Source organism: Paenibacillus marchantiae, from assembly GCF_028771845.1.
Classification (GTDB): domain Bacteria; phylum Bacillota; class Bacilli; order Paenibacillales; family Paenibacillaceae; genus Paenibacillus; species Paenibacillus marchantiae.
The window spans coordinates 1,260,981-1,274,168 of record NZ_CP118270.1 but is presented as its reverse complement, the minus strand read 5'-3'; the positions used below and the strand labels follow the sequence as shown (position 1 = coordinate 1,274,168).

General features: G+C 47.5%; 10 protein-coding genes. 1 reads left to right on the top strand and 9 read right to left on the bottom strand.

Annotated features, from left to right (window positions below; genetic code table 11):
- Window positions 1–75: 75 nt before the first annotated feature.
- On the bottom strand, window positions 76–1,680 hold the full coding sequence (locus PTQ21_RS05775; RefSeq protein WP_063567651.1) for a CTP synthase: 1,605 nt from the start codon (window positions 1,678–1,680) through the stop codon (window positions 76–78).
- A gap of 492 nt (window positions 1,681–2,172) precedes the next feature.
- The gene (gene rpoE / locus PTQ21_RS05770) at window positions 2,173–2,748 is read right to left on the bottom strand and encodes a DNA-directed RNA polymerase subunit delta (RefSeq protein ID WP_274569103.1); all 576 of its coding nucleotides are present in this window, start codon (window positions 2,746–2,748) and stop codon (window positions 2,173–2,175) included.
- 463 nt (window positions 2,749–3,211) lie between these two features.
- Here rpoE and PTQ21_RS05765 point away from each other — a divergent pair, with 463 nt between their 5' ends.
- Complete coding sequence (locus PTQ21_RS05765) at window positions 3,212–4,366, top strand: S8 family peptidase (RefSeq protein WP_063567648.1); 1,155 nt, start codon at window positions 3,212–3,214, stop codon at window positions 4,364–4,366.
- A 247-nt stretch (window positions 4,367–4,613) separates the two neighbouring features.
- Here PTQ21_RS05765 and argS read toward each other — a convergent pair whose 3' ends face one another.
- The 7 genes from argS to speE form a co-directional block, all read right to left on the bottom strand.
- The gene (gene argS, locus PTQ21_RS05760) at window positions 4,614–6,293 is read right to left on the bottom strand and encodes an arginine--tRNA ligase (RefSeq protein ID WP_274569102.1); all 1,680 of its coding nucleotides are present in this window, start codon (window positions 6,291–6,293) and stop codon (window positions 4,614–4,616) included.
- Window positions 6,290–6,715 (bottom strand): YwiB family protein, encoded by a 426-nt coding sequence (locus tag PTQ21_RS05755; protein WP_063567645.1) that lies wholly within the window; start codon window positions 6,713–6,715, stop codon window positions 6,290–6,292. The genes argS and PTQ21_RS05755 overlap by 4 nt, the downstream gene beginning before the upstream one ends.
- 265 nt (window positions 6,716–6,980) lie before the next feature.
- Complete coding sequence (locus PTQ21_RS05750) at window positions 6,981–7,274, bottom strand: DUF6171 family protein (RefSeq protein ID WP_090812009.1); 294 nt, start codon at window positions 7,272–7,274, stop codon at window positions 6,981–6,983.
- 4 nt (window positions 7,275–7,278) lie between these two features.
- Window positions 7,279–8,760: an alpha-N-arabinofuranosidase gene (locus tag PTQ21_RS05745; RefSeq protein WP_274569100.1), complete on the bottom strand. Its 1,482-nt coding sequence runs from the start codon at window positions 8,758–8,760 to the stop codon at window positions 7,279–7,281.
- 216 nt (window positions 8,761–8,976) lie between these two features.
- On the bottom strand, window positions 8,977–10,164 hold the full coding sequence (locus PTQ21_RS05740; protein WP_274569098.1) for a WD40/YVTN/BNR-like repeat-containing protein: 1,188 nt from the start codon (window positions 10,162–10,164) through the stop codon (window positions 8,977–8,979).
- Window positions 10,165–11,249: 1,085 nt separating this feature from the next.
- Window positions 11,250–12,119: an agmatinase gene (gene speB, locus PTQ21_RS05735; RefSeq protein ID WP_063567641.1), complete on the bottom strand. Its 870-nt coding sequence runs from the start codon at window positions 12,117–12,119 to the stop codon at window positions 11,250–11,252.
- A gap of 14 nt (window positions 12,120–12,133) precedes the next feature.
- A complete protein-coding gene (speE, locus tag PTQ21_RS05730) occupies window positions 12,134–12,961 on the bottom strand; it encodes a polyamine aminopropyltransferase (protein WP_063567640.1) in 828 nt (275 codons plus the stop codon).
- Between the last annotated feature and the right edge of the window lie 227 nt (window positions 12,962–13,188).

Genomic DNA, 13,188 nt, shown 5'->3' with positions numbered 1-13,188 from the left:
ACTAAAAAAGGATGTCCCCAGCACCCTTATCGGCTGCCAAGAACATCCATTTATTTATAGCTTAATGATCAACACTTATTTTCCAGCGCTCTCCAGAGAAGCTTTTACAAACTCACGGAACAATGGCTGCGGACGGTTCGGACGGGAAGTGAATTCCGGGTGGAATTGTACTGCCAGGAACCACGGGTGTCCTGGAAGCTCCACGATCTCAACAAGACGTCCATCCGGGGATGTACCCGAGATAACCAGACCGGCTTTTTCGATCGCTTCACGGTATTCATTGTTGAACTCGTACCGGTGACGGTGTCTCTCATAGACCAATTCATCATCATAACAAGACATTGCCAGGGAACCTTCCTGAAGCTTACAAGGATACAGACCCAGACGCATTGTACCACCCAGGTTTTCGATGTCTTTTTGTTCAGGCAACAGGTCGATCACCGGGAACTCTGTAGCTGGATTGATCTCGGAGCTATTTGCTCCATTCAAACCAACGATGGAACGTGCATATTCAATAACAGAAACCTGCATACCCAGGCAAATACCGAAGAACGGAATTTGTTTCTCACGGGCATAACGAATCGCAGATACTTTACCTTCAATACCCCGATCACCAAATCCGCCTGGAACGAGGATTCCGCCTACGCCGTGCAGCAGATCGCCCACATTCTCATCGGTGATATCTTCGGAGTGAATCCAGCGGATCTTGACATCTGCATTGGATGCAAATCCTGCATGAGACAAGGATTCAACAACACTCAAATAAGCATCATGCAATGCCACATATTTACCTACAATGGCAATCTCCACTGTATGCTTCAGCTTATTGATACGGTCAACCAGCCCTTCCCACTCGCTCATATCCGGTGCAGGAGTAGTCAGCTTCAGGTGGTTTACCACGATCTCATCCAAACCTTCTTCACGCAGGTTCAAAGGCACTTGGTACAATGTGTCTGCATCACGGCATTCCACCACGGCATTTTCATCAATGTCACAGAAGAGAGCGATTTTGGCTTTCATGTCTTTGGACAGCTCATACTCTGTACGGCATACAATGACATTCGGCTGAATACCGATGCTGCGCAATTCCTTCACGCTGTGCTGCGTTGGTTTGGTTTTCACTTCTCCGGCAGCCTTGATGTAAGGAATAAGTGTTACATGGATGTACATCACGTTGTCACGACCTACATCACTCTTGATTTGACGAATAGCTTCCAGGAACGGCAAGCTCTCGATGTCACCTACCGTACCGCCGATCTCCGTAATGACAACATCCGAACCCGCTTCACGTCCTGCGCGGAATACGCGCTCTTTGATCTCGTTCGTAATGTGTGGAATGACTTGTACCGTTCCGCCCAGATATTCCCCGCGCCGCTCTTTGCTGATGACGGAGGAGTATACTTTACCAGTCGTGACGTTGCTGTTTTTGGAGAGGTTGATGTCAATAAAACGTTCATAGTGGCCAAGGTCAAGATCCGTTTCCGCGCCATCATCCGTTACAAAAACCTCACCATGCTGATAAGGACTCATTGTTCCCGGGTCGATATTGATGTATGGATCAAATTTTTGAATAGTTACCTTCAACCCTCTGTTTTTCAGCAATCTGCCCAGCGAGGCAGCCGTTATCCCTTTGCCCAGGGAGGACACAACTCCGCCCGTCACGAAAATATACTTTGTCACTGTTATTACCCTCCTAATATAAGTACAGAAATTCAGGCGATATATGGTATTATCGTAACCCGTTTCCCAGGTAATCATCGTTAAAAAGAGCAATGGCAGAAATTCCCTGCATCTGCGAACTGCTCTTTCATGCGAAGACCGTGTGTAAACAACGTTGTTCTACAGCGTAGAATGGTGCAAACCTTCCGGGAGCCAACTACCGAGCCTGTCCCTAAATAGATATCATTGCATCGATCCATTTGGTGTTTTGGATATACAAAAATAGACCACGGATTGTTGGCCGGGAGCATGCGGAATTCAAATCATTTTGCAAAATTCTGCCTCTAAAAATACAAAAAAAGTACTCCCGCAGGACGGGGCACTTTTTATAAAAAACATAAATATTTTGTCGCTCATTCATAAGCCCATGCAATAGTTTACCCGTTACCCCGTCTGCTGTCAAGGCTGACTATGCGGGGAAAACGGGTAAACTATCGATGTCAAAAATGACTGCTACTTATCGGAATCGTCGTCAAATTCACCCTCGTCTTCGGACTCTTCTTCATCGCCTTCTTCGAGGTCTTCCTCTTCCAAATCGTCATCTTCAACTAGAACTTCTTCTTCGCCATCTTCTTCGTCAAAGATGTCGTCTTCGTCATCATCATCGTCATCATCATCATCGTCCTGATCATCATCAGAATTGTCGAAGTCTTCGTCGCTGTTGTAGCTGTCTTCCTCTTCCCCGAAGTCCTCATCTTCCAGATCATCGTCTTCATCGTTGATGATGCGCGGACGCTTCGCACCCGTCATGGTATCTTCCGATCCAGCTACCGGATACCAGCGCTTCAAGCCCCACAGACTTGTACCGACGCAAGCAAAACGGCCATCGATATTAATCTCGGTATATAACTGGGCGATAAACTCGTTGATTTCTTCATCAGTCATTCCGCGCTGTTTAGCTACCTCATTCATCAAATCACGGTAGTAATACGGCGTATTGGCCGCTTTCAGCACCATAAAGGCGAGGTCCACCAAAGGAATCTCTCTGACCTTTTCTTTATCAATTTTCAAATTGAGCGAGGTACTCACTGACAGACACTTCCTCTCACACAAAATTCACTTTATATCCCTACGAACTGGAATGTTACATATAACATATCCATTAACAAACCTAAGTAAAACCTATTTAGCCTCAAAAAGCAAGTTTTTATGTATGGATGTCTCATAATTCCAAGAAGCGACTTCAAACGAGCAATGTATAGACCCGTAAGAGACCGCTAACTCGCGGGCATATCGTCCTTTTTGCAAAAAAAGCATGATCATATAAAAAAGACGGAGTCCCCTCCGCCTTCTGACTGTATACCCTTGAAGGATCGCTCCTCACCAGGGTCCCCGCGAGAGCCCTCTAGCCCTCCATCCATCATATGTCCCTGCGCCCGTTTTGACACGAAGAGAATGTGTTTTTGTAAAAAAAGGGCAGGTTCCCCATGCGGCGGGATCAATGCATTCATAGAATACCTCAGCATGTTCATCCCGAAGGGGGCTGCCCATTATGGACTATACTGGTTTTCTACATCAATTGGTTGAAGGAATGCAACGTCCCGAACCAGAACAGGGGCGGCGGTACCTGATCCGGTTCGCCAAACCGAAGCAATATGAAGCCTGCCTCGTGGAACTGTCGCGGATGAGGAATGAATTTACGGATCTTGGTATGGTACGCTCCTCCCGGCTGGCCCGCTCCATTATCGCCCCGGTGCATGACCCAGAAGAATTATCTCGCTACAGCAATGAGATTACGGTAGAAGAAGATGTATCCATCTCACTGCATGCCACCGCGCTTCACAGTAAACCGAGCAGTGCTCAGGGCATACCTTGGGGCGTCAAACAGATTCACGCTCCCAAAGTATGGTCCGTATCCACGGGACATCGAATCAAAATCGGCGTGATCGACACAGGTGCCGATTATCAACACCCGGATCTTCGCTATTCGCTGGCACGCGGAATCAATCTGTTAAACCGCAGTCTGCTTCCTCATGATGATAACGGTCATGGCACCCATATTGCCGGAACCATTGCCGCAGCTAACAGTACGGCAGGTATGATTGGCGTAGCCCCTCGCTCCCTGATCTATCCGGTGAAGGCATTCGACCATAATGGTTCGGCCTTCGTGTCAGACATTGTGCTTGGCATCGATTGGTGTGTACGCAATCGGGTCGATATTATCAATATGAGCTTTGGCATGAAAACGCGTAGCAAAGCATTGCTTGATGTCGTGAACCGTGCCCATCAAGCCGGAATTGTCATTGTTGCTTCATCAGGAAATGACGGCAAACGCCGCAGCATTGATTATCCGGCACGTTATCCGCAAACGATATCGGTTGGGGCAACCGACAAAAACCGGCGGATCGCCTCGTTTAGTAACCGAGGTGCATACGTTGATGTATATGCGCCAGGGGACAAAATTGTTTCATCCTGGGTGCAAGGCAAGCACCATGAGATGAGCGGTACCTCCATGGCGACATCGCACGTCAGTGGCGCCATAGCGCTCTTGCTTGCGAAGCATCCAGGCCTGTCGCCAGCCGAGATCAAAACGCTCGTGAAGCGCGCGACCGTTCCGCTGCGCGCACGCAAGACAACCACCGCGAAGAGCAAAATACGCGGTGGCGAGATTGACGCCCTCAAGCTGATGCAGGAGGGCGGAGGGTAAACAGCGCTGCCTGCCGCAGGGAGCCGTTCCGTGAAGCATTCGCTAAGCGCAGCACTGCTGCGCGGTGTGATGCTTCATGGTGATTGCCCACGGGCGGCAGGCAGCGCTGGCTCTGGGTGCCTCGGGGCCGTATGAACTCGGCTGCGGGCACAGCAAAAAGTCTCCATGTCCACGCTGCATTGCAAGCGTGGTGCATGGAGACTTTTTGTCAAAGCCACAGGGCGGTTGTGCACCGCCAGGGCTTGAATTACATTTTGTCCGGTGCGGATACGCCCACCAGACGAAGCGCTGTTGCGATGACGGTGCGTACAGCACCGATCAGGGCCAGACGCGCCTGAGTTTGTCCCGCGTCTTCAGTAATGACGCGCTCTGCACGATAGTAACTGTGGAACAGGGATGCCAGTTCATATACATAACGAACAATACGATGCGGCGCATATCCCGTAGCAGCAGTCGCGATTTCTTCAGGCAGTTCACCCATTTTGCGAAGAAGGTCATATTCATGTTCCGTTGTCAGCTTCGAAAGGTCGATCTGTGCCAATGGCAACAGCTCAATGCCTTGTTCTTCTGCCTGACGGTATACGCTGCATACCCGAGCGTGAGCGTATTGAACATAGAATACAGGGTTTTCATTGGACGTCGAAATCGCAAGGTCCATGTCGAAGTCCAGATGAGAGTCCATGCTGCGCATGGTAAAGAAGTAACGAATGGCATCAATGCCTACTTCGTCCATCAGATCTTCCATCGTTACCGCCTTGCCTGTACGCTTGGACATCTTCACTTTCTCGCCATTCTGGAACAAGCTCACCATCTGTGCAATCAGCACGACCAATTTCTCAGGATCGTTGCCCAGTGCTTGCATGGCCGCTTTCATCCGTGGAATATAACCGTGGTGGTCCGCTCCCCAGATGTTAATCATCGTGTCGTATCCACGCGCATATTTATCACGGTGATAAGCAATGTCCGGCGTAAGGTACGTGTACGTGCCGTCATTTTTAATCAAAACACGCTCTTTATCGTCACCATACTGCATGGTTTTCAACCAAGTTGCTCCGTCTTGCTCATAGATTTCATTACGATCACGCAATTCGTCAAGTACACGCAACACTTCTCCGTTATCATACAGCGAAGTTTCGCTGAACCAGATGTCGAAATTGACACGGAAGCGATTCAAGTCACGTTTGATCTTGTCCAATTCTTTTTCCAAACCGAAGTCGCGGAAATAAGCTGCACGGTCACCTGGATGCATGGACAGCAAAGAATCGCCTTTCTCAGCCACTAGCTCCTTGGCGAATCCTTTGATATCCTCACCATGATAACCATCTTCCGGCATCTCTGCGTCTTGGCCAAGTTCCTGCAAATAGCGAGCTTCAATGGAACGAGACAGATTAAATACCTGATTACCCGCGTCATTAATGTAGTATTCACGTGTTACATCATATCCGGCATAGTCGAGGATGTTGCAAAGCGCATCACCCACAGCCGCTCCACGCGCATGGCCCAGATGCAGACTGCCTGTCGGGTTGGCACTGACAAACTCCATCTCGACCTTGCGCCCTTCACCAACATTGATTCTTCCATAATTCTCACCCTGCTCATGTACAAGCCCCAGCACAGGGTAGAGATAACTCTTGTCCAACTTAAAGTTAATGAATCCCGGTCCGGCAATCTCAGCCTTCTCAATTCCAGCTTCAGCCAGGTTGAGATTGGTAATAATCTCTTCTGCGATCTGGCGTGGATTACGCTTGGCAATCTTGGTCAGTTGCATAGCGGCATTGGTTGCCAAATCGCCGTGTGTTTTCTCGCGTGGTACTTCAAGGGTGATGGTCGGCAGATCCTCCTGCGTAACAATGCCAGCAGCAACAATGGCATTGCCGATGGCTGTACTTACCCGTTCGTTAATCGTATCTAATGGATTACGTGTCATGAAATTGGTTCCTCCTGTATATGCAAACTAATCGCGAAATGTCCGGATTCTTCGTCAAAGCGGTAAAAGTCGTAGCTCCACGCTGCGCGTGCGCTCAATCCCTGAATGGAAAGTTCCAGCTCCTGTGTATGCGTGGACAAGGCAAACGACATATACGGCGAGCGGTAAAAACCAGGGAGCTTGCGGTTTAACTCAAATGTTTGCTCCGATTCCACCTCACCGTGACGTATAATCTTGATGGATTGTCCGCCCAGCTTCAATGTTGTTCGGGTAATACCGCCCTCGGGGCCAGCCTGTGGCTCTTCATAACGAACATAGAGCACAGATCCCTTCAATACGGCTTCACCCTGCATTTCCTGCAGTACATCTTCACCTTCATAACGGCTGTGCAGCCGGATCTGAACCGGTCGCATGTTCGACATGAATGTTAACCTCCATTATATTCGAGGCGACGCAAAATCAGGCACGGCCGGTGAGAACAGCCCTTCCTGTATTGTTGTGCCGCTATACGCGCTCATATTCCCGGATAGCTCGCTATCCTACACTCTACTGTATAACTATATCCAGTTCACCCGCTCAATTCAAATCCAAATTCAGAGTTTTTGCCCATCAATGCCAAAAAAAGCAGAGCCACACTCGTAAAGTGCAGCTCTGCCTTGCTTCATTAATAAAGAAATACGTTCTGGATCAGGTCCATCGCGGCTCATATGGAAATGGACAGGTCGACTCTACCAACTTGGCGCGCACCTGTACGAGACAGCCACAATAGCGGCAGGTCGTACCGTATTGTAATCCTGGACAATCAGAGCAGATGGATAAACGACGCTCATATTCAGCATCATCGACGACCGGACGTGAGCGTGAGGCCAGCTCCACGAGCCGGGCCATCTTGGCTTCACTAATTTTCACATCATATTGATCGTTACATCCCTTGCATGGCTCCCGTTTCCCAGCACTTCTACTCTGCACGGATGAATCCATCTGATCAAGCCTTTATAGCGACCACTCCAACCGAGGCCGGAGGCAGTACAAAACGCAGTTTGTTATTTTCGAGTGTAATACCCTTCCAGTCCGCAGGTTGAACCTGATTCGGCTGTTCAAATGTGTTGAACGCACTATAATCTGCGTGATGCAGAATTCGTCCCGATACAGCAGAAGCGTTCGTTGATTCAATCTGACAAACCACTTCAAGCTTATCCGTATGACTAAGGTTACACGCCGTCACATGAATAACGCCATCATTACTACGAGAAGCTGACAAACTAAGTTGAGGGATGGTCTCTTCCCCGAAAGTATATCCAGGACTCTCGTAATTCAGTTCCAACCGCTGCGCGTCCATGTGCACCTGATACATATCAAACACATGATATGTAGGCGTAAGCAGCATCTTCTCTCCTTCTGTCAAGACCAACGCCTGGAGAACATTAACGATCTGGGCCAGATTGGCCATATGCACTCTTTTATTATGTTGGTTGAAAATATTCAGATTGATCCCTGCAAGTACAGCATCACGCATCGTATTTTGTTGATACAGGAACCCAGGATTCGTACCTTGCTCAACGTTATACCACGTTCCCCACTCATCCACAATAATACCGACTCTGCCCTCAGGATCGTATTTGTCCATAATCTCGGAGTGCTTCACAAGTAACTCTTCCATATATAGCGTCTTTTTCAATGTGGTGAACCATTCAGCTTCTCCGAAACCTGTAGCCTGACCTTTATCCGCCCACTCACCTGTTGGTATGGTGTAATAATGCAGGCTGATTCCATCCATAAAACGACCGGCCTCCCGCATTAACACCTCCATCCAGTGATAGTTGTTGTCATTGGGACCGCAGGCGATTTTATAAATTTCATTCCCGGAATAATTGCGTACATATGTAGCATAACGACGGTACTCATCTGCGTAGTATTCCGGACGCATATTACCGCCACAACCCCAGTTCTCGTTCCCCACACCAAAGTATTTCAGCTTCCATGGCTCTTCACGGCCATTGCTCTTCCGCCAGTTCGCCATCGGTGATTCCCCATCAAACGTGATGTACTCCACCCATTCCTGCATCTCCTGCACCGTACCGCTGCCCAGATTGCCGCTAATATATGGCTGCGTATCAAGTAACTCACATAGTCTCAGGAATTCATGCGTGCCAAAATGATTGTTCTCTTCTATCCCGCCCCAGTGCGTATTGATCATCCGGGCGCGCTCACTTTTTGGACCTATGCCATCTTTCCAGTGATATTCGTCGGCAAAACAACCTCCAGGCCAACGAAGTACGGGAATATGGAGTTTTTGCAGTGCAGTAAGCACATCATTTCGGATACCTTCCGTATTGGGAATAGGAGAGTCCTCTCCAACCCAGATGCCTTCATAAATACAGCGTCCCAGATGCTCTGAGAAATGGCCATATATATTGCGATTTATTAATCCTTGTTCTGAATCTGCCTTTAGAATAACATCAACCATAATTTCAACCTCCTCAAAAGTGTTGTTACCGCTTACAATAACGTGTTTCCGAACAGGATTCAACCGTTTTTATTCAAGCAAAAACAAGCCCTTTCCGGTTTCATTTGTCCGGAAAAGACTTGTTTGTTTGGGCTGGCCTCATCAGGCCAAATTAGTTGAGATTTATACCATTTTAGATTGAAATCGCCTTAAAATTATTCCATGGCATAACGCCATTTACTCGTTTACAGCGGGCAATAACATTTTTTGCTTCCATGTTGTTCCACCATCTGTCGTCTCATAAATCGCAGGAGAATTGTCGCTTGTTACGACGAGCCAACCTGTTTTGGCAGAAGGAAACGAAATGCGGGAGCTATAACCTGGATCTTTCAGGTCGATATTTTTCCACGTGGAACCTGCATCATATGAACGTCCAATCCCCACTTTGCCCGCTGCAGGTGATCCTGCGGAGAGATAGGCCGTCTGATTACCGATCAATGCCATGTTCCCTGGGTGACCCCCTGGGTCTGCGGGGCCTTTTCCATTCCCTGTGCTGTTTGCACCTGGAGCCGGGCCACCACCTGCTGTGGATTGAGCAAAGACCTGTCTCCAATTCTTGCCCTCATTTCCACTCGCGTAGAGAGAATACGACTGCTGAGACATTCCTGCGTCGCCATACAGAAGGGCCCATACCTGGTTACCACTTGCGTATAAATCTCCACCGCTCCAAGTTGCTGAGGCTACCTTCAGCGATTGCGTCCAGTTCTTGCCGCCGTTACTTGTCTGCATGATACGGTATCCCGAACCAGGAGCCACTACAATGGCATAACCTTGCTTCTGTGTCGTGAACACAGCTCCGCGTGTATTGGCTGGTGTGGAGATCGGGCTCCATGTTGCACCGCCATCCTTCGTCAAATAAGCTCCATTATAGGTATATCCAAAGCCTTCGTTTTTATTGAGGAAATCAATTCGTTTAAACTGTATACCTTTAGTATCCATCCGTGTCCAGTGCGCACCGCCATCCGTTGAGCGGATGAGATATGTCGTTGGAGAGTCCTTTACCTGTGCCAAAGCAAATCCATTCACATTATTCGGGAAATCAAGTTGTGTGAACTGCCATTGGCCTGTATAGATGGACTGCCAAGTGCAGCCAGAATTCGATGTGCCAATAAGGAAGCCTTCACCACCAGCCCGTCCGGTTGTATTGTTCAGAAAATCGATATCCGTAAATTGCAGTCGTTGGTCTTCCACACCACTGCCTTTTTTCAACGTAGCCGTTAATCCGTGATCTCCACTTCCACACGTTGGGGAGGATGCAGCGTTAGCGCCGGATAGAGTATGTACCGGTCCCAGTCCCCAAGCCAGTGTTACTGATAGTGCGAGTGCGCCAATCCGTTTCCATGTCATTCTGCTCTTTGTTGTCATTGTGACACCTCCTTCTATGTTTTTACCCTATTTTGCAGGATTTAACGTAACAATTTGTTTATCGCGCGTAACATTATTGCAATTAAAAACCACTCATGCCCACATTTTATTATCTCATGGGCATGAGTGGTTGATCATTAATCTCTACTAAGAGCTGATTTAAATGGGATATGCCTTAAAAGCAATGATCACAAAAGTGATACTTAAAACAAGGCAAAGGGCAAAATGCAATTTATTGTATTTAAGTGTTCTGATGCTAAAGGCAATATATAGCATGGCGAGATTAGCCAGTATTAGCGTTAAATTGATGAACAAAGTCATTGTTATTATAAGATTGATGGTAAATATCATAAGTACCGCTATGAACCATTTGGGATACATACTCAATTGAGCCCGGATTGCATGCATAACAAAAACTCCTTTCCTCTATTTCCATATTATACATAAATATTAAGATAGAGTCATCCCAAATACGTGTTTTCGCTTAACGCGCGGGCGGAATCATATATACAACAAATGGTAGAGGTACGGGAACGTACGTGCTATAATCAATGTTATGGACTTTGAATAAAGGTGGATGTTTTCTTGATCACGGCGCAGCTTCCCGAAAGGGGGTGACGTCGATGGTCAAACTTGTGGCGTTGCTTGATGTAATCCGATGGATTGCTGCGATCCTCAGTTTAGTGCTGAGTATCCGAAAGCTTTACCGTTGGTTGCGCAAAAAGTTTCGTAGCAAGCGAAAACCCACCTCATAAGGTTGATCGCCTGACGGTGGGTTTCGCTTGAATAGCAATATTTAGTTCATGCGCGCCGTGGCAGTCCACAGCCTTTCGGGTCCTAAGAGTCTTTACCGTTGGCGCGGTGAAGGCTCTTTTTTTAGTATATGGTCGAACCAACCACCATATACTTCACGAATGTAATATATCAATCAATATATCAATTAATATACTACTGATTATTGTTGTTGTCAGTATAACACAATACAGAAAAGAGGTTCAATTAAGTTCAGGAGAAGATCATAAAAAAACGCCCTCTCCTACGCAGGCTTCAACCTGACGCAGACAGAGGACGCTATAATTTTGCTATTACTTCACGAATCCAAGCAGCATTTCACGGATCATCTTCGCAGCCACAATTTGTGTCTGTTCTGTGTGATCGTAAATAGGAGCCACTTCAACCAGGTCACAACCGACCACATTTACATCTGATCCTGCAATCATGTGAATGGCTTCAAGCAATTCCTTGGACGTAATACCGCCCGCTTCTGCTGTTCCTGTACCCGGAGCTGCAGATGGATCAAGCACATCGATATCGATTGTAACGTACACCGGACGGTTACCCATTTTCGGAAGAGCTTCCTTCATCGGAGCTGCCACTTCAAACGGATAGAAGTTGATGTTCTCCCGTCCGAATTGGAACTCTTCCCGGGAACCGGAACGAATTCCGAACTGATAAATATTTTTGCCACCCATCAGTTCAGCTGCTTTACGCACTGGCGTTGAGTGAGACAATGGCTCGCCTTCATAGTTTTCACGAAGGTCGGCATGTGCATCAATATGGATCAGGATAAGGTCCGGATATTTTTTGTACATTTGCTGAATAACAGGCCAAGTGACGAGGTGTTCCCCGCCGAGTCCAATCGGGAATTTGTCGTCCGCCAGTAGGCCACCGATGTATTCTCCGATGACTTCGAGACTGCGTCCTGCGTTACCGAAAGGCAAAAGCAGATCCCCAGCGTCAAAGTAAGTCATATCCACAATACTTTTATCTAGGTAAGGGCTGTACTCTTCAAGTCCAACCGACGCCTGACGGATATGGGAAGGACCAAAACGGGACCCTGGACGGAAGCTGACGGTGTAATCCATCGGCATACCATAAATGACCGCTTTGGAGTTCTCGTAATCCTCTGAACTGCAAATAAATACGTTTCCTGAATAAGCTTGATCCAATTTCATCTAATTATTCCTCCTTATTTCGTAAGGTCTTCCACGAATTTAGGAAGAACGAACGCCGCTTTGTGCAGACGTGGAGAGTAATATTTCGTATCCATCTCTGGAATCTGCGTCTCGTCCACCTCAAGCGGATTATGTTTTTTGCTACCCATTGTAAAAGTCCACAGACCACTTGGGTACGTAGGGATATTACAGCCGTACACATGTACGATCGGGAAGATTTCTTTAACGTCTTTGTTTACCTTTTGGATCAGATCCGCTTTGAACCACGGGTTGTCCGTTTGAGCAACGAAGATCCCGTCTTCTCTCAGCGCTTCATAGATACCTTGGTAGAAACCGCGCTCAAACAGCGGAGCAGCCGGACCTACAGGCTCTGTGGAGTCAACGATGATTACATCGTATTCATTTTTATGCTCTATAATATGCATGTAGCCATCGTTCACCAGCACTTCAACGTTAGGCTCGTCCAATTTACCGGCGATTTCAGGCAGATACTTTTTGGAATATTCAATCACTTTCCCGTCGATTTCGACGAGAACTGCTTTTTCTACATCAGCATGCTTAATGACTTCACGGATAACTCCGCCGTCACCGCCACCGACAACCAGCACCTTTTTCGGGTTCGGGTGTGTGTTCAGTGCAGGGTGAGCCGCCATTTCGTGATAAACGAACTCGTCTTTCACCGTTGTCATCACCATGCCGTCAAGCAGCAACATATTGCCGAATTCTTCGGTCTCTACCATAGCCAGATCTTGAAAATCCGTCTTTTCGCTTACATAGGTCTGTTTAATCTTCGCGGTGATTCCGAATGCGGGGGTCTGTTTCTCCGTAAACCACAATTCCATAATCTCTACCTTCTTTCCGTAAAGTTTATATAGATTAAATTGACCAGAGCGTACATAGCGTCTGACTAATCAAAGAATCAAATCACTGACAATGGGTACTGTTCGACCTTCCTTGCCTATTGTATGTTGTGCCGAACTGTTACTTTTCATTACCCTTTTGCATTATACGCGATTGACGTTTATACTGCAAAACGGTTTTTTCCTGCAAAAAAGCTATATTTTAAACC

Excerpts from the sequence above, each read along its gene's own strand:
- speB (WP_063567641.1), bottom strand. The coding sequence starts at position 12,119 with ATGAAATTGGATCAAGCTTATTCAGGAAACGTATTTATTTGCAGTTCA.
- PTQ21_RS05765 (WP_063567648.1), top strand. The coding sequence starts at position 3,212 with ATGGACTATACTGGTTTTCTACATCAATTGGTTGAAGGAATGCAACGT.
- argS (WP_274569102.1), bottom strand. The coding sequence starts at position 6,293 with ATGACACGTAATCCATTAGATACGATTAACGAACGGGTAAGTACAGCC.
- PTQ21_RS05750 (WP_090812009.1), bottom strand. The coding sequence starts at position 7,274 with ATGGATTCATCCGTGCAGAGTAGAAGTGCTGGGAAACGGGAGCCATGC.
- PTQ21_RS05745 (WP_274569100.1), bottom strand. The coding sequence starts at position 8,760 with ATGGTTGATGTTATTCTAAAGGCAGATTCAGAACAAGGATTAATAAAT.
- PTQ21_RS05740 (WP_274569098.1), bottom strand. The coding sequence starts at position 10,164 with ATGACAACAAAGAGCAGAATGACATGGAAACGGATTGGCGCACTCGCA.
- PTQ21_RS05755 (WP_063567645.1), bottom strand. The coding sequence starts at position 6,715 with ATGTCGAACATGCGACCGGTTCAGATCCGGCTGCACAGCCGTTATGAA.
- speE (WP_063567640.1), bottom strand. The coding sequence starts at position 12,961 with ATGGAATTGTGGTTTACGGAGAAACAGACCCCCGCATTCGGAATCACC.